The organism is Streptomyces virginiae (assembly GCF_000720455.1).
GTDB lineage: Bacteria > Actinomycetota > Actinomycetes > Streptomycetales > Streptomycetaceae > Streptomyces > Streptomyces virginiae.
The window spans coordinates 440,968-457,017 of record NZ_JOAK01000002.1 but is presented as its reverse complement, the minus strand read 5'-3'; the positions used below and the strand labels follow the sequence as shown (position 1 = coordinate 457,017).

17 protein-coding genes are annotated in these 16,050 nt (G+C 73.4%); 6 read left to right on the top strand and 11 right to left on the bottom strand.

Going from position 1 to position 16,050, the window contains the following annotated elements; all coding sequences use genetic code 11:
• Genes IG86_RS0105140 through IG86_RS0105130 form a run of 3 tightly spaced genes read right to left on the bottom strand, consistent with a single transcriptional unit; the run spans position 1 to position 2,923 of the window.
• Positions 1 to 1,326, bottom strand: coding sequence for a bifunctional RNase H/acid phosphatase (locus tag IG86_RS0105140; protein ID WP_030894924.1), 1,326 nt, complete (start codon positions 1,324 to 1,326; stop codon positions 1 to 3).
• Entirely contained in the window at positions 1,326 to 2,069 is a 744-nt protein-coding gene (locus tag IG86_RS0105135) for a zinc ribbon domain-containing protein (protein WP_030819645.1), read from the bottom strand. The genes IG86_RS0105140 and IG86_RS0105135 overlap by 1 nt, the downstream gene beginning before the upstream one ends.
• Positions 2,066 to 2,923, bottom strand: coding sequence for a Nif3-like dinuclear metal center hexameric protein (locus tag IG86_RS0105130; protein ID WP_030819642.1), 858 nt, complete (start codon positions 2,921 to 2,923; stop codon positions 2,066 to 2,068). The genes IG86_RS0105135 and IG86_RS0105130 overlap by 4 nt, the downstream gene beginning before the upstream one ends.
• Before the next feature lie 224 nt (positions 2,924 to 3,147).
• On the opposite strand from IG86_RS0105130, the gene IG86_RS0105125 reads away from it, so the two are divergent.
• Positions 3,148 to 4,242, top strand: coding sequence for a hypothetical protein (locus IG86_RS0105125; protein WP_030819640.1), 1,095 nt, complete (start codon positions 3,148 to 3,150; stop codon positions 4,240 to 4,242).
• A 72-nt stretch (positions 4,243 to 4,314) separates the two neighbouring features.
• On the opposite strand, the gene IG86_RS0105120 is transcribed toward IG86_RS0105125, so the two are convergent.
• From IG86_RS0105120 to IG86_RS0105110, 3 genes are read right to left on the bottom strand one after another with little or no spacing between them, the layout of a single operon-like run.
• Positions 4,315 to 5,256, bottom strand: coding sequence for a 3-oxoacyl-ACP reductase (locus IG86_RS0105120; protein WP_030894921.1), 942 nt, complete (start codon positions 5,254 to 5,256; stop codon positions 4,315 to 4,317).
• A gap of 42 nt (positions 5,257 to 5,298) precedes the next feature.
• Positions 5,299 to 6,375 carry a Zn-dependent alcohol dehydrogenase gene (locus IG86_RS0105115; RefSeq protein WP_030819635.1) on the bottom strand — a complete coding sequence of 359 codons (1,077 nt, stop codon included), beginning with the start codon at positions 6,373 to 6,375 and terminating at the stop codon, positions 5,299 to 5,301.
• Positions 6,376 to 6,410: 35 nt separating this feature from the next.
• Entirely contained in the window at positions 6,411 to 7,265 is an 855-nt protein-coding gene (locus tag IG86_RS0105110) for a MaoC/PaaZ C-terminal domain-containing protein (RefSeq protein ID WP_030819633.1), read from the bottom strand.
• A gap of 207 nt (positions 7,266 to 7,472) precedes the next feature.
• On the opposite strand from IG86_RS0105110, the gene IG86_RS0105105 reads away from it, so the two are divergent.
• From IG86_RS0105105 to IG86_RS0105085, 4 genes are all read left to right on the top strand, one after another.
• Positions 7,473 to 7,826, top strand: a complete 354-nt coding sequence (locus IG86_RS0105105) for a response regulator (protein ID WP_045937326.1) — start codon at positions 7,473 to 7,475, stop codon at positions 7,824 to 7,826.
• A gap of 157 nt (positions 7,827 to 7,983) precedes the next feature.
• Positions 7,984 to 8,535 (top strand): RNA polymerase sigma factor, encoded by a 552-nt coding sequence (locus tag IG86_RS0105095; RefSeq protein WP_030659285.1) that lies wholly within the window; start codon positions 7,984 to 7,986, stop codon positions 8,533 to 8,535.
• Complete coding sequence (locus tag IG86_RS0105090; protein ID WP_338116723.1) at positions 8,516 to 8,794, top strand: hypothetical protein; 279 nt, start codon at positions 8,516 to 8,518, stop codon at positions 8,792 to 8,794. The genes IG86_RS0105095 and IG86_RS0105090 overlap by 20 nt, the downstream gene beginning before the upstream one ends.
• Positions 8,795 to 8,927: 133 nt before the next feature.
• Positions 8,928 to 9,353 carry a hypothetical protein gene (locus IG86_RS0105085; protein WP_030894913.1) on the top strand — a complete coding sequence of 142 codons (426 nt, stop codon included), beginning with the start codon at positions 8,928 to 8,930 and terminating at the stop codon, positions 9,351 to 9,353.
• 70 nt (positions 9,354 to 9,423) lie between these two features.
• On the opposite strand, the gene IG86_RS0105080 is transcribed toward IG86_RS0105085, so the two are convergent.
• Together IG86_RS0105080 and IG86_RS0105075 are read right to left on the bottom strand one after the other, a co-directional pair.
• The gene (locus tag IG86_RS0105080; RefSeq protein WP_030894910.1) at positions 9,424 to 10,614 is read right to left on the bottom strand and encodes a lipid-transfer protein; all 1,191 of its coding nucleotides are present in this window, start codon (positions 10,612 to 10,614) and stop codon (positions 9,424 to 9,426) included.
• Between the two features lie 15 nt (positions 10,615 to 10,629).
• Complete coding sequence (locus tag IG86_RS0105075) at positions 10,630 to 12,762, bottom strand: acyl-CoA dehydrogenase family protein (RefSeq protein WP_030894907.1); 2,133 nt, start codon at positions 12,760 to 12,762, stop codon at positions 10,630 to 10,632.
• Positions 12,763 to 12,870: 108 nt separating this feature from the next.
• Here IG86_RS0105075 and IG86_RS0105070 point away from each other — a divergent pair, with 108 nt between their 5' ends.
• Positions 12,871 to 13,212 (top strand): hypothetical protein, encoded by a 342-nt coding sequence (locus IG86_RS0105070; protein WP_030894904.1) that lies wholly within the window; start codon positions 12,871 to 12,873, stop codon positions 13,210 to 13,212.
• Positions 13,213 to 13,249: 37 nt separating this feature from the next.
• On the opposite strand, the gene IG86_RS0105065 is transcribed toward IG86_RS0105070, so the two are convergent.
• Genes IG86_RS0105065 through IG86_RS0105060 form a run of 3 tightly spaced genes read right to left on the bottom strand, consistent with a single transcriptional unit; the run spans position 13,250 to position 15,940 of the window.
• Positions 13,250 to 14,830 carry a serine/threonine-protein kinase gene (locus IG86_RS0105065; protein WP_030894900.1) on the bottom strand — a complete coding sequence of 527 codons (1,581 nt, stop codon included), beginning with the start codon at positions 14,828 to 14,830 and terminating at the stop codon, positions 13,250 to 13,252.
• A 35-nt stretch (positions 14,831 to 14,865) separates the two neighbouring features.
• Positions 14,866 to 15,132 (bottom strand): DUF397 domain-containing protein, encoded by a 267-nt coding sequence (locus tag IG86_RS40830; RefSeq protein WP_078905802.1) that lies wholly within the window; start codon positions 15,130 to 15,132, stop codon positions 14,866 to 14,868.
• On the bottom strand, positions 15,092 to 15,940 hold the full coding sequence (locus IG86_RS0105060) for a helix-turn-helix domain-containing protein (RefSeq protein ID WP_030894897.1): 849 nt from the start codon (positions 15,938 to 15,940) through the stop codon (positions 15,092 to 15,094). The genes IG86_RS40830 and IG86_RS0105060 overlap by 41 nt, the downstream gene beginning before the upstream one ends.
• Positions 15,941 to 16,050 lie beyond the last annotated feature (110 nt).

Sequence of the window (16,050 nt, the reverse complement as noted above, 5' to 3'; positions counted from 1 at the left end):
CTACCGCAGGTGGGAGGTGTCGTTCAGGAGGCGGACCGAGGCGTTGCCGTCCGCGTAGTAGGCGACCGCCGAGAGGGACGCCGCCGAGAGTTCCATGCGGAAGAGTGATTCCGGCGGGGCCCCGAGGGCGAGGCGGACCAGGATCTTGACCGGGGTCACGTGGGTGACCAGCAGGACCGTGCGGCCCGCATGCTCGGCCAGCAGGCGGTCACGGGTGGCCGAGATCCGGCGGGTGGCGGCCGCGAAGCTCTCCCCGCCGCCGGTGGGGGCGGCCTTCGGGGAGTCCAGCCAGGCCTGCAGGTCGTCCGGGAAGCGTTCCCGGACCTCGGCGAAGGTCAGGCCCTCCCAGGCACCGAAGTCCACTTCGCGCAGGCCCTGTTCGACCGTCACGTCCAGGCCGAGGCGGTCGGCGACGGCCTGCGCGGTCTCGCGGCAGCGCAGCAGCGGGGAGCTGATGACCGTCTGGACGGTGCCGCGGGCGGCGAGCGCCTCGGCGACGGCCGCCGCCTGGCGGCGGCCCGCAGGGGACAGCTCGGGGTCGCTCCCCCCGCTTCCGGAGAACCTCTTCTGCGGGGTGAGCGCGGTCTCGCCGTGGCGCAGCAGCACGAAGGTGGCCGGCGCCCCCATGTCGGGGGCCCAGCCCTGCCCCGCTGCGGGGGCGGTGGGTGCCGCCGTGTGACCGGCCCGGTCGCGCACCTCCGCGGGCGCCGTGGCGGTTCCCGCCGGGCCCGGCTCGGCCTCCGCGAACAGCGTGTCGGCACCGGCGGCGGTGCCGCGGGAGGCGGCCAGGGCGGCGCGCGCCGCCGCGGCGCCCGCGGCGGCGTCCCCGGGCGGGCCGGACGGCGGCGGGGTGGACAGGGACCGGGCCGCGGACGCGTCGAGGGCGGCCGAGGAGGCCGACGGCTCCCACTGCTCGCCGCGCTTGCCCGCGTCCATCGCCTCGTTGGCGAGCCGGTCCGCGTGCTTGTTGCGCTCGCGCGGGATCCACTCGTACGTGACCTGCGCGCGCGGCAGGATCCGCGCGGCCTCGGCCGCGAGCGGCTTCATGTCCGGGTGCTTGATCTTCCAGCGGCCCGACATCTGCTCGACGACGAGCTTGGAGTCCATCCGGACCAGGACCTGCGCGTCGGGCGCGAGGTCACGGGCCGCCGTGAGTCCGGCGATCAGGCCCTTGTACTCCGCCACGTTGTTCGTCGCGACGCCGATGTACTCGGCGCGTTCGGCCAGCGTCTCGCCCGAGGCCGGGTCGAGGACGACGGCGCCGTAGCCGGCGGGCCCCGGGTTGCCCCGGGACCCGCCGTCCGCCTCCACGACAAAACGCGGCATCAGATGCCCGAGTCGGCCGTACGGACCAGGATGCGGCCGCAGTTCTCGTGACGGACGACCTGATCACGGGCCGCGGCCTTGATCTCGTTGACCTCTGCCATGTCGAGCTCCAGCCGGCAGCCCTCGCAGCGGCGCTGGTAGAGGCGCGCCGCACCGACGCCGCCCTGCTTGACGCGGATCTTCTCGTACAGGGCCATCAGGTCGGCCGGCATGGAGGTGACGATCACCTCGCGGTCCTTGGTGACCTTCGCGACCTCGGCGTCGATCTCGGCGGTGGCCGCGTCCCGACGGGTGGTGGCGTCCGCGACCTTCGCCTCCAGGGCGGAGACGCGCTCGGTCAGCTCGGAGACGCGCTCCTGCGCGGCCTCCAGGCGCTCCATGACCTCCAGGACCACGTCCTCCAGGTCGCCCTGGCGCTTGGCGAGGGAGACGACCTCGCTCTGCAGGTTCGCCAGGTCCCGGGCCGAGATGCCCACGCCGGAGTCGAGCCGCTGCTGGTCGCGGACCGCGCGCTGGCGCACCTGGTCGACGTCCTGCTCCGCCTTGGTCTGCTCGCGCGCCGTGTCGCTCGCCTGGGTCTGCGCGGCGACCAGCAGGTCGCGCTGCTGCGTCAGGTCCTTGGTGAGCGTGTCGAGCTCGGCGTGCTCGGGCAGCGACTTGCGCTTGTGGGTGAGCTGAGACAGCCGGACGTCCAGCGCCTGGACATCGAGAAGTCGGATCTGGTCGGCGGGCTCGGCGTTCAGTTGGGGGCTCCAGAGATAGAAGGGGAGGGTACGGACGGCGCGTGCACCGTCCACGGGTCGGTGACGGTGCGCGAGACATGGGTGCGCAGACCCCAGGCGTGGCGCTCGGAGATCGCGTCGAGCTGCGCGGCGGCCTGCTCGCACCAGGGCCATTCGGTGGCCCAGTGGGCGGCGTCGACGAGGGCCAGCGGGCTCTGCTCGCGGGCCTCGGACACCGGGTGGTGACGCAGGTCGGCGGTCACGAACGCGTCCACACCCGCGGCGCGGACCTCGGCGAGGAGGCTGTCGCCGGAGCCGCCGCTGACGGCGACGCGCCGGATCATCGCGTCCGGGTCGCCGGCGACGCGGATGCCCTGGGCGGTCGGCGGCAGCCAGGCCGCGCAACGGGCGGCGAACTCCCGCAGGGGCTCGGGGCGGTCCAGCTCGCAGATCCGGCCGAGGCCGCGGCGGCCTTCGGGGTCGCTCGGGTCCGGCACGAGCGGACCGGTGATCCGCAGGTCCAGGGCGCCGGCGAGGGCGTCGGACACGCCGGGGTCGGCGGTGTCGGCGTTGGTGTGGGCGACGTGCAGCGCGATGTCGTTCTTGATCAGCGTGTGGACGACGCGGCCCTTGAAGGTGCCGGCCTCGACCGTGGTGGTGCCCCTCAGGTAGAGGGGGTGGTGGGTGACGATCAGGTCGGCACCCAGTTCCACGGCTTCGTCGGCGATCTCCTGGACGGGGTCCACCGCGAAGAGGACCCGGCTGACCTCGGCATCGGGGTCGCCGCACACGGTTCCGACCGCGTCCCACTGCTCGGCCCGCGAGGGGGGCCAGAGAGCGTCCAGCGCGGCGATGACTTCAGAGAGACGGGGCACGGGCCAAGGCTACCGTCCGTGGCGGCCGGCCCGGTCAGCACCGGTACCTGCGAAGCGGCCCGCCGCCCGCCCGCACCGCCTGCCTTTCGATGCCGCACAGCACAACCGCATCGCCCATCACAGACGAATCGCCGCCCGGACACCCTTACGTGTGAAGCCGCCTTGGTCGTGTTGTTCGGCGGGAATCCCGAAAACTAGCTTCCTCACCGGAGGTGACGGCCCGGATGACTGTCTGTGCCATCGAGATGACGACCACGGCCCCGTTCACGATCTCTGCGGACGGGTCGTACGCCGCCCGGCTCGCCGGGGACGGCGAGGCGCGCTACGCGGAACGCTGGACCCTCGCCGGTCCCGAGCCGTACGCGGTGCCGCTGCCCCTCGCACAGCCCGAGGAGGCGGACAGCGAGCTCCTCCCGCTGGCCGACGGGCGCGTGCTGATCCACCGCCGCGTCGCGGACCGGCACGCCTTCGCCCTGCTCTACCCGACGGGCGCCGCGGCCGGGCCGCGCACCGGGGAGCTCCAGCTGGGCGGCGTGGACGCGGAGGAGGGCGTACGGGTCTTCCTGCTCCCGCCGGCCCCGGACGGCTGCGGCGCCTTCGCCGTGGCCGCGTCGGACACCGTGACCACGCTGTGGCAGGTGGCCGGGTGCGCCTTCGGGCCGCAGCGGGTGGCCCGGATCCCGGGGCGCTGCTCCGGCGGGGTGTGGCTGGACCGGACGGGCCGGCTGCTGGCCCTGGACCGCGAGCTGGAGGGCACCGCCAAGGCCGTCGCCGTGGACCTGGGCGGCGACGGCAGGGTCACCCCGCTGCTGCAGATCACCGAGGACAGCGACGACCGGCTGCTGCTGGCCGACCCGGACAGCGGGCTGCTGCTGATCCGCTCCGACGCCCCGGGCGAACCGCGCTTGGGCTGGGGCGTGCTGGGCAGCTCGCGTCCGGTCCGCTTCCCCGAGTGCCTGCGGCTGGGTGAAGCCCTGCCCTTCGCCGTCCAGCCGGGCCAGGCCCTGATGCCGGAGACCTGCGGGGTGGCGCTTCGGCTGCCCGAGGGGGACATCGGCCTGTGGCGCCCCGCCGACCGGCACGTCTTCCGGCTGGCCGCCCCGGCGGGGTGGCTCGGCGGGGCGGGCCTGTGGAGCCCGCAGGGCCGCCTGCACCTCCCGTACGCGATCCCGGAGGTGCCCTGCGGGATCGCCGGGATGGCCCTGCCCGCGTCCCCTCCCCCGCCGGTCCACGTGGAGCCGCCGGTCCGCAGGGATCCACCGCCCCCGCCCTCACCGCGGCCCGTCCCCCTGCAGCAGGCTCCGCTGGCGGGGCGGTAGCGCCTGTTCCGCCGTGCGCCCGCCGTCGTCAGCCGTGCGCGGGCCGTGCCTCAGCCGTGCGCGGGCCGTGCGTCAGCCGTGCTTGAGGCCCAGGACCTCCGGCGCGGCGAAGGTCTCGTTCGCCGGGCGGGAGTCGTAGTGCGGGGTGAGGAGCCCGTCGAGCTCCTCGTAGGAGAAGGACTCCTTGCCCGTGTCGAACTTGGCGGCGACCTTCGGGCGTTCCATGACGACCACGATGCCGCCGTGGACGACGAAGAGCTGTCCGTTGGCCTTGGCGGAGGCGGGTGAGGCCAGGTAGCCGACGAGCGGCGCGACGTGCTCGGGGGCGAGTGCGTCCAGCTTGCCGTCCTGCGGGACCTCGAAGCCGGCGAAGACGTCCTCCGTCATACGGGTGCGGGCGCGCGGGCAGATGGCGTTGGCCGTCACCCCGTACTTCGCCAGGGCCAGGGCGGTCGAGGTCGTCAGGCCCACGATGCCGCCCTTGGCCGCCGCGTAGTTCGGCTGACCGGCCGAGCCGCCGAGGAACGCCTCGGAGGAGGTGTTGACGATCCGGCCGTAGACCGGGCCGCCCGCGGCCTTCGACCGTTCGCGCCAGTGCGCGGAGGCGAAGTGGGTGGTGTTGAAGTGGCCCTTGAGGTGGACGCGGATCACCGAGTCCCACTCCTCCTCCGACATCGAGAAGATCATCCGGTCGCGCAGGATGCCCGCGTTGTTGACCAGGACGTCGAGCTTCCCGTACGTGCTCACCGCCAGTGCGACCAGCTCGCGCGCCTGCTCGAAGTCGGCCACGTCTCCGAGGTGCGCGACGGCCTGCCCGCCCGCGGCGCGGATCTCCTCGGCCACCTCCTGCGCCGGGGCGGCCGAGGCCTCGCCCGAGCCGTCCCGGCCGGGCTGGCCGAAGTCGTTGACGACCACGCTCGCGCCCAGCCGCGCGAGTTCGATCGCCTCGGCCCGGCCGAGCCCGCGGCCCGCGCCCGTGACGATGGCGCAGAGCCCCTCAAGTGGGAGTGACATCCGTGGTGTTCCTCTCAGAGCGGGTCGGATCCGGCAGAGCGGTCAGAGTTCGATGCAGGTGCGCAGGGCGACGCCCGTGCGCATCTGGTCGAGGGCGTCGTTGACCTCGGCCAGGCCCACCCGGTGCGTGATCAGGTTCGCCAGGTCGATCCGGCCGGCCCGCCACAGCGCGATGGTGCGCTCGTAGGAGCGCAGCACGTCTCCGCCGCCGTACATCGAGGGCAGGATCTTCTTCTCGTCGAAGAACAGCGAGAACATGTTGATCTGGAAGTTGTCGTCGAGGGCTCCCGCCCCGACCACGACGACCGAGCCGCCGCGCCGCGTCATCTCGTACGCCTTCTGCGCGGTCGCGGACTTGCCGACGACCTCGAAGACGTAGTCGAAGCCCTCGCCGGCGGTGATCCGGTTCTTGGCGTCGGCGAACTCCTCCGGGGAGACCGCCTCGGTGGCCCCGAACCGCAGGGCCGCCTCGCGGCGGGACTCGACGGGGTCCACGGCGATGATCTGGGCCGCGCCCTGCACCTTGGCGCCCTGGATGACGGATATGCCGACGCCGCCGCAGCCGATGACGGCCACCGAGGAACCGGCCTGCACCTTGGCGGTGTTGATGGCCGCGCCGAGGCCGGTGGTGACGCCGCAGCCGATCAGCGCCGCGATGTCGAAGGGGACGTCGTCGGGGATCGGGACGGCGCAGGCGGCGGGGACGACCATCTCCTCGGAGAAGGTGCCGGTGCCGGCGAAGCCGAAGACGGCGCCTTCGCCCCGCTTGAAGTTGGGGGTGGCGACGTTCCCGAAGGCCTCCAGGCACAGGTGGCCCTGGCCGCGCCCGCAGGACGGACAGTGGCCGCACGGCGGCAGCCAGCAGACGAGGACGCGGTCGCCGATCGCGTGGCCGGTAACGCCGTCGCCGACGTCGGTGATCACGCCGGAGCCCTCGTGGCCGGGGATGAAGGGGGCGGGCTGCGGCAGCACTCCGCTCATCGCGGACAGGTCCGAGTGGCACAGGCCGGTGGCCCTGACCCGGATCTTCACCTTGCCGGGGCCGAAGCCCACGGCCTCCATGTCGTCGACGACTTCCAGCTTGTCCTGGCCGATCTCGCTCTGCAGTGCTGCGCGCACGGTGCGGCTCCTGTCGGTGCTGTCGGGGTGGAGGATTACGCGTGTTCGACGACCGTGTCGGCGAGAACCGGCGCGTCGTCCCGTTCGACGGCGGTCACCGACACCAGGACGCGGCCGGGCTCCTGCCACATCCGGATGCGCAGCGTCTCGCCCGGGAAGACGATCCCGGCGAAGCGCGTGCGGTAGGCGCGGACCCGGGAGACGTCCCCGCCGAGGGCCGTGTCGACGACGGCCTTGAGGGTCATCCCGTACGAGCACAGGCCGTGCAGGATCGGCTTGTCGAAGCCGGCCAGTTTGGCGAACTCGGGGTCGGCGTGCAGCGGGTTCCAGTCGCCGGAGAGGCGGTAGAGGAGCGCCTGGTCCTCGCGGATGTGCCGTTCCTCGACCCGGTCTGGGGCGCGGCCCGGCCGTTCCTCCTTGACGGAGGGTCCGCGCTCGCCGCCGAATCCGCCCTCTCCCCGTACGAAGATCTGCGCGTCGCTGGTCCACAGCGGCCCGTCGGCGTCCGCGACCTCGGTGCGCAGCACGATCACGGCCGCCTTGCCCTTGTCGTACAGGGCGGCGACCTTGGCGGAGGAGGTGGCCTTGCCCTTGACGGGGATGGGCCGGTGCAGCTCGATGGACTGGCCGCCGTGCAGGACGTGGGCGAGGTTGACGTCGATCCCGGGGGCGGCGAGGCCGCCCATCATGGCCATGCCGGCGCCGGCGACGGTCGCGAAGCTGGGGAGGACGTGGAGCTTGGATTCGAGGGTGTAGCGCAGCTCGTCCGGGTCGGTCGCCGGCAGGCCCGCGCCGAGGCCGAGGTGGTAGAGCTGGATGTCCTTGTGGTCCCAGCCGATGTCCCCCTGGCGGGGGTCTGCGGCGAGGGCCCTGGCGGCATCGATCGGCATGAGGACGCGGCTCCCTGTCGTTGGAAAATCGCTGCCTGGAAGACCTCGGCGCGGTCGTCCGCACCGTCGGCCGCACCGAGGTCGTATGCGGGGCGGCTGGCTCTAGAACGCGTTCTAGGATCGGCCGGTGAGGGAATGTATAACGCACGCCCCCGCACTTGGGAAGACTCTTGACTCCCCGTCAGATAGGCTTGTCGGGTGGACGAAATGCCCGTGGAACACCGTCAGGCCCGCGCCCTGCGGGTCCTGCTGGACCCGCACAATCCGGCCCTGGCGCTCCAGCTCGGCCTCCAGCCCGACATCGAGGTCGTGCGGGACCCGACGGCCCGCCCGGCGGTGGCCCTGGTGGAGGAGCTCGCGGCGGTGAACGCCCTGCTGGAGGACGATCCGGAGTGCCGGATCCTCGTCATGACGGGCTCGGCGCACCCCGGCCTGAGGGAGGCGGCGCTCGCCGCCGGTGCGGCCGGTCTGGTCCTGCGGGACGGCCGGGTGGAGGACCTGGCGGACGCGGTCCGCCGCGCCTCGACGGGCGAGACGGTGGTCGATCCGGCCCTGGGGTGAATCCTTTCGGGGTGCCCACGCCTCTTGTGTATGTTGCCGACGCCGAGGTCGGCACCTGACCTGGAGGTTTCCGTGATCACTGTTGTCATCGTCGCCGGCGCGGCCGTCCTGCTCTGCGCGTGCACCGTCGCCGTCCTGCGCCGCCGGGGCCGGGCCCGTGGCTGACCGGACGGACTGGCCGGGCGAGGCCCTGATCGTCGCCGCGCAGGGCGGTGACCTCGATTCGCTCACCGCCCTGGTCGCCGGCTCGCATCCGAACGTACGGCGCTTCGCGCACTCCCTGTGCGCGTCGCGCGAGGACGCCGAGGACGCGGCCCAGGAGGCGCTGATCATCCTGTACCGCAGGATCGGGATGCTCAGGGCGTCCGGGGCGCTGGCGTCGTGGATGTTCCGCATCGTCCGCAACGAATGCCTGCGCCGGGCCCGGCTGATGCCGAGGGAGCGCCCGCCGCTGCCGGACACGGCCGTCATGTCGGCGGAGGACGAGGTCCTGCGGCGCCTGGAGGCGGGGCGGGTGGCGGAGGCCATCGCCGAGCTGCCGGCGGACCAGCGGCGGGTGTTGATCATGCGGGACGTCCAGGGCCACAGCGGCCGGGCCGCCGCCGAGGCCCTCGGCCTGAGCACCGCCGCGATGAAGTCGCGGCTCCACCGGGCGCGTGCGGCGCTCCAGCACACCTTGGGAGACACCCGTGCCTCTGCTCACCACTGACACCACCTCCGGCTTCGCGAGCGCGTCCGTGCCGCGGCACCTGGCGCGCGGCGCGGTGGGATTCGGCTCGCTGATCGCGGCCTTCGCCCTGATCCCGGCCTTCGGCCCGGTCACCCTGCTCCTGGCTCCGGTCGGCGTGGTCGCCCTGCGCGGCTGTCCCATGTGCTGGGCGATCGGCCTGGCCGAGACCGCCTCCCGGGGCCGGCTCCGCCGCGAGTGCACGGACGGGCGGTGCGAACTGAAACCGGCGTCCCGCTGACCCCGGCACGGCCCGGCACGGCGCGGACCCGACCGTTCGTTCCGGGCCACCGATTGACGGATTCCGCCGCAGCGCGCGCCCGCGCACTGGACCAGGATGAGGCTCCTCAACCCGGTTCGTGGAGAGGTCCGTCATGCGCTTGTCCGCCCTGCCCGCCGCCGCGCTCGTACTCGCGACCCTTGCCGCAGGCGCGGCTCCGGCCACCGCCGACGCTCCGGTCGGCCCGGTCCTCCCGGTCGACCTGGAGGCCGGCAAGGGCCGCCACCACAACACCGCGACGGTGCTCTACGAGCGCGTCGACGGCGCGGTGAACTCGGTCAGGATCAAGTCGGTGTCGATCACCAGCGGCGAGCTCGACTGCGCCTGGGTGGCGTGGAACGATCCGCACGGCACGGACGGCTGGTCCAATCTGACCACCGAGCCCTCGTGCAACGGCACCGGTCTGGGCGAGCACCCCGACATCATCATCAAGGCGCCGGCCGGGCACCCCCTCAAGGTGCGCCTGGCCGCCGACCACCTCGGCTCCGACGTCGTGCACAAGGACATACAGAAGCTCTGACCCGGCCCCCCGCCTGCGGCTCACGGGGGCGGAGCCCGGCTCTCCGCCCCCGTGGGCCCAGTGCTCGCCCCTATCCCCGGCGCAGCATCGTGACGACCGCCGCGCCGCCCAGGCCGATGTTGTGGGCCAGGCCGACCCGGGCCCCCGGCACCTGCCGCGGCCCCGCCGCGCCCCGCAGCTGCCACACCAGTTCCGCCGCCTGCGCCAGCCCCGTCGCGCCGAGCGGGTGGCCCTTGGAGATGAGTCCGCCCGAGGGGTTGACCACCCACCGCCCCCCGTACGTCGTGGCCCCGCTCTCCACCAGCTTGCCCGCGGCCCCGTCCTCGCACATGCCGAGCGCCTCGTACGTCAGCAGCTCGTTGATCGAGAAGCAGTCGTGCAGCTCCACCACGTCCACGTCCTCGATGCCGAGCCCGGAGGACTCGTACACCTGCCGCGCCGCGGCGGCCGTCATCGGCTTGCCGACCACGTCGATGCAGGAGCCCGACGCGAACGACTCCTCCGTGTCCGTCGTCATCGCCTGCGCGACGATCTCCACCGCCTTGTCGTGCAGCCCGTGCGCCACCAGGAAACGTTCGGACACCACCAGGGCGGCCGCCGCGCCGTCCGAGGTCGGCGAGCACTGGAGCTTCGTCAGCGGTGCGTGGATCTCCTTCGCCGCGAGGATCTCCTCCACCGAGTACACGTCCTGGAACTGCGCGTTCGGGTTGTCCGCCGAGTGCCGGTGGTTCTTCGCGCCGACCGCCGCCAGCTGCGCGGGCGTGGTCCCGTAGCGCTCCATGTGCTCCCGCGCCGCGTTGCCGAAGATCTGCGCCGTGGGCGGGGACATCTCGAAGCCGTGGCCCGCGGCCATGATCCCGTAGTGCCGGGCCACCGGCGAGGTCTTGAAGTCGCCGCCGCCGGCCCCGCCCCCGAGTGCCCCGCGCTTCATCTTCTCGAAGCCCAGCGCCAGCACGCAGTCGCTCAGTCCGCCCTCCACGAACTGCCGCGCCATCATCAGCGCCGTCGACCCGGTCGCGCAGTTGTTGTTGACGTTGTAGACCGGCACGCCGCTCAGCCCCAGCTCGTACGCCGCGCGCTGGCCGGCGGTGGAGGCCTGGAAGCAGTAGCCCACCGGCACCTGCTGCACCAGCCCGTAGTCCACGCCCGCGTCGGCGAGCGCCGCGGACCCGGCCGCCTTCGCCATGTCCCAGTACTGCCAGTCCCGCGACTCGGGCTTCTCGAACTTCGTCATGCCGACGCCCACGATGTACGACTTCATGCCCCTGGTGTCCCTTCAGTCCCTCGGGAGGCCGAGAATCCGCTCGGCGACGACGTTGAGCTGGACCTGCGTGGTGCCCCCGGCGATGGTCAGGCAGCGGGACATGAGCATCCCGTGCACCGCCCGCTCCCCCGCCCCCTCCCGCACCGCGCCCGCCGGCCCCAGCAGTTCGAGCGCCAGCTCGGCGGTCCGCTGCTGGTGCGGGGTCTGGACGAGCTTGCGTACGGACGCCCCGGCGCCCGGCTCCAGCCCCGACACCTGCTGCAGCGTGGTGCGCAGCCCGATGCAGGCCAGGGCGTGCGCCTCGGCTGCCAGCGCGCCGATCCGGGCTCGGTGGGCGCCGTCGAGGGCGGCGGCGCGTGCGAGGAGCGCCTCCAGTCCGGTGTCGAAGGTCATCTGGTCGGCCATGTGCACCCGTTCGTTGCCGAGGGTGTTCCGGGCCACCTTCCAGCCGCCGTCGGCCGCGCCCACCAGTGCGTCCGCCGGCAGCTCGACGTCGTCGAGGTACACCTCGTTGAAAAGGGCCTCGCCGTTGATCTCCTTCAGCGGCCGGACGTCGATGCCGGGGGTGTTCTTCATGTCGACGACGAAGTAGCCGAGGCCCTTGTGCTTGGGGGCGGCCGGATCGGTGCGGGCCAGCAGGATCCCGAAGTCGGCGCTGTGCGCGGAACTCGTCCACACCTTCTGTCCGTTGACCAGCCAGGAACCGTCCTCCCGCCGCTCCGCCCGGGTCCGCAGCGAGGCCAGGTCGGAGCCGGCGCCCGGCTCGGAGAAGAGCTGGCACCAGGTGATCTCGCCGCGCAGGGTGGGCAGGGCGTAGGCGTCGCACTGCGCCTGCGTCCCGTAGGCCAGCAGGGAGGGCACGATCCAGGTGGCGATGCCGAGGTCGGAGACCTTGACCCCGGCGGCCGCGAGCTCCTGCTGGACGACGAGCTGCTCGACGGGTCCGGCGCCGAGCCCGTAGGGCGGCGGCAGGTAGGGGGCGGCGTAGCCGGTGGGGGCCAGGATCCGCCGGGCGGCGGCCGGATCGAGCCCGCGCGCGTCCTCGATGGCGGCCCGGGCCTTCGCGCGGTACGCCTCGGCCCGCGCCGGCAGCTCCAGGCGCAGCTCGCGCCGCGCGCCACCCGCCGCGCAGCGCACGGCCCGTACGCGGTGCCCGTCGCCGGGACCGAGCAGCTGGCGGGCGACGATCGCCCGCCGCAGGTGGATGTGGGCGTCGTGCTCCCAGGTGAAGCCGATCCCGCCGAGGATCTGGATGCAGTCCTTGGCGCAGGAGTAGGCGGCGTCCAGGGCCGTCCCGGCGGCGAGGGCCGCGACCAGCGAGCGCACGTCGGCGGGCTCGTCCATGGCTTGAGCTGCGTCCCAGGCCAGCGCGCGGGCCTGTTCCAGCCGTACGAGCATGTCGGCGCACAGGTGCTTGACGCCCTGGAACTTCCCGATGGGCCGGCCGAACTGCTCGCGCACCTTGGCGTACTCGGCGGCCGTGTGCAGGGCCCAGGCGGCGGTGCCACAGGCGTCGGCGGCGAACAGGGTGCAGGCGAGGTCGCGGACGAGGGCCGCGTCGAGCTCCAGCAGCCGCCCGGCGGGGACGACCGCGCCGCGCGCCCGCACCTCTGCGGTGGGGCGGGTCGGGTCGGCGCTCTCGTGCGTACGGATGTCCAGCGCGGAGGCGTCCACGGCGAACCAACGGGTCCCGTGCGCGGCCTCGGCGGCGAGCAGCACGAGGTCGGCCTCGCCGCCGCCGAGCACGGGCGGCGCGAGTCCGTCGAGCAGGTGCCCGCCGCCCTCGGTGGCCACGGCGGTCAGGGTCCCCGGCCCCAGCGCGACCGCCCCGACCCGGCCGGAGAGCGGCTCGGCCCCGGCCCGGTCCAGCAGTACGGAGGCCAGCGCGCTCGGCAGGTACGCGCCGGGCAGCGCCCCCCGGGCCGCCTCCTCGACGACGACGGCGAGATCGAGCAGGGTCCCGCCCTCCAGGTGCGGCTCCAGGAGCCCCGACGCGGTCAGCGCGTCCCAGTAACCGGGCCGCACCCCGGTGCGCGGCGGGGAGTCGAGCAGCTTGCGCACCTCTTCGGGCGGCGAGACCCGCGCCACCCAGCCGCGCACCGCCTCGGCCAACTCCCGCTGCTCCTGCGTGATTCCGATGCCCATGCGCGGCAGATTAGAACACGTTCCAATCTGACGGAAGGTCAGATGGGCGTGTTCTTCTCACGGGGGTGGACCATGGCGAGAGGCTCCACCCCGGAAAGGAAGGTCCGCATGGCCACCCCCGACTGCCCGCGCTGCGGGCGCACGCTGACGCCCTTCAGCGTCATGCTCCGCCGCAACCGCTGGGGCGGAGCGGGACCGGCGCCGCGCCCCGAGGCGTGGTGGGAATGCCCCGGGTGCGGCTGGCTCGGCTGCGAGCGCCGCGCGGGCGCACCACCCGCCCGCATGCGGCGCCTGGAGGGCGAGGACGCGGACTGCGTGTTCTGCGGCGAGGAGGAGTCGAACGTCGCGTCCGAGCCGCACCTGCGGGAGGACGGCCTGCTCGGCGACTGGATGGTCTGCCTGGCGTGCGGCACGAGCAACGGCCGCCGCCTGGGCCCGCCCTCCCGCTAGGCCGTGCGCGGCCGGCGGACGGCGGGCCGGGCCCCGGTCAGCGGCGCGTGGCGGTCTTCAGGGCGGCGCGGGCGGCTTCCTTCGCCTTCGTCTCGCAGGCGCCCTTGGCGTACGGCGTGGCCTTCAGGCCCACCCGGACCGACAGGTTGCCCTCACGTACGGCGAGGACGCAGGTCCAGTCGGCGCTGGAGGACTCCCAATAGGCCTCGGTGCCGAACCCGAGGCGGGTCGCCGCGCGCTGGCCGGCCGCCTCCGCCTGGAAGTGCCGCCGCTGCGTGGCCGCGTTGGTCTCCGCGTTCCCGCCGAGGCTCAGGTTCCACCTGACCCTCGCGGTCGGCGACGCGGCGGTACCGGCGCCCCCGCTGCACGACATCTGCGCGCCGTCGACCGTCCCGATCCAGCTGTCCGTGCCCGACGGCCGCAGGTCCAGGGGCACTTTCTCGCGCGCCTCCTGGCATCTGGGGACCTCCGCGTAGGCGACGGGGGCGTTCATGCGGTCCCGTACGTACAGCGCACCGCCGGTACCGGCCACGAGGAGGACCCCGGCCGCCACCAGCGCCGCGACCCGGCGCCCCCGGGCGCGCCGCGGGCCGCCGGAGCGGGTTTCCTCCGGTGGCGCCTGCGGGACGGGCGTCGGCGTGTCCTGCGTCGGCACCGTGACCGGATCGACCTCGGTCACGGATGCGGGCACGGGCGAGGACTCCGGCTCCTCGGCGGGAACGCCGGCCAGGAGGCCGTCGATCCGGGCCCGTTGCTCGGCGAGCATCCCGTAGACGGCCGACGGCCACTGGCGGCCCGCCGGGGTCACCGGGCCGATCAGCTCGTGCAGCTCCGCCGGGGTCGGCCTGGCCGCCGGGTCCTTGGCCAGGCAGCGCGCGACGAGGTCGCGCAGCCCCGCCGGTACCGCGCTGAGGTCCGGCTCGCCGTGCGCCACGTCGTACAGCGTCTTGAGCGTGGAGGTCCCGGCGAAGGGGCTGCGGCCCGTCAGCGCCATGACCAGCACGGAGCCGAGGGAGAACACGTCGCTGGCGGGCGTGAGCGGCATGCCCTCGGCCTGCTCGGGCGACATGTACGCGGGCGATCCGACGACGAACCCCGTACGCGTCAGCCCCGTGTCGCCCTCCGGCTCGCCCTCGGTGGCCCTCGCGATGCCGAGGTCGATGACGCGGACGCCGTCCTCGGCGAGGAGCACGTTGTCGGGCTTGAGGTCCCGGTGGACGAGCCCGGCCCGGTGGATCTCGGCCAGGGCGGACGTCAGGCCCGCGGCGAGGCGGCGTACGACGTCCTCGGGCAGCACCCCGACCGCCTTGACCACGGCTCCGAGGGAGGGCCCGGCGACGAAGACCGAGGCCAGCCAGGGCGTCGGGGCGTCCGGGTCGGCGTCGATCACGGCGGCCGTGTAGGCGGCCGAGACCTTGCGCGAGGCGGTGATCTCACGGCGGAAACGGGCTCGGAAGCCCTCGTCGTCGGCGAAGTGCGCGAGCACCTGCTTGACGGCGACGAGCCGCCCGTCCGGGCCGGCCGCCAACAGCACCCGCCCCATCCCGCCCTGCCCGAGCACGCCGACGACCTCGAACGGCCCGACGTGCGTCGGGCCCCCCGGCCCTACCTGCTCCATGTCCCCCGCCCCCTACTCCCCGAGTCGGGAGCGGATCATACCGAGACGGCCCTCACGAACGCCTCGAAAGCGGCGGGGCGAACGGCGAAAACGGGCCCCTCGGGATTCTTGGAGTCCCGCACGGCGACGAGGCAGGGCTGGGCCGCGACCTCAACCCATTCGGCGCCTGTGGTACCGCTGTACGAGGACTTACGCCACGCCAGGGCGCCGAGCGGGGCGCACTCGACACATTCGCCACCGGTGTCGCCGCTGTACGAGGACTTACGCCACTTCGCGCCCGTCAGGTGCTGGTTGGTCTCCATAGCGCTCCTCCAATACGCGGGCGATCAGCGCCGCCGAGTCCTCCAGGGAGAGCGCGGCGGCCTGCAAATGATCGTATCGGAGCGAACCCTCCCTGAGAGCTTGCGGATTGGCCGTCATATGTCCTTGCACGAAGTCCTCGGTGTAGACGATGTCCGGGTCGTCGTCGAACCGCAGGGCGGTGAACGAACCCATCTGTCCGGCATGTGCGCCCGCCTCGAACGGCAGGATCTGCACCCGCACCCACTCCCGCCTCCGCAGCTGCAGCAAGTGGGCGAGCTGGTTCCGCATGACGTCCCGGCCACCGATCTCCTGGTGCAGCACGGCCTCGCTCAGCACGACCCACATCAGTGGCGGGTTCTCACGGTCGAGGATCCGCTGCCGCTCCATCCGGGCGGCCACCTTCGGGTCGAGGTCCCCCTCACTCCGCACACCCAGCACCGCCCGCGCGTACTCCTCCGTCTGCAACAGCCCGTAGACCAACTGCGCCTGGAAGGTCGAGATGTAAGCCGCCCGTGCCTCCATCTCCGCGTACGCCTGGAACCACGTCGGCAGCTGATGCCGGAGCACCAGCCCGACCAGCCGCGAGAACACCCCGCCCGTGCCCAGCGCCGCGTCCACCCGTTCCGAGAAGTCCCGCGTCGGGACCCTGCGCGTGGTCTCGACCTGGCCGATCAGCGAGCCCGTGCAGAAGACGATGCTGCCGAGCTGCGCCTGGTTGAGCCCCGCATCCTCTCTGAGGCGGCGCAGTTCGGAGCCGTAGTAGTCCAGCGGTGAGGCGCTGGGATCGAGATCGCGCACGCCGACCATGGACGGTCACCCCCAAGGCAGTTGCCGGTTCCGTGGCCGAGCGTAACCATGCGGCCACACTCCGGTGGCTCGATTTATCCAACGGGTTACACGGTCGGCGATAATGCGCA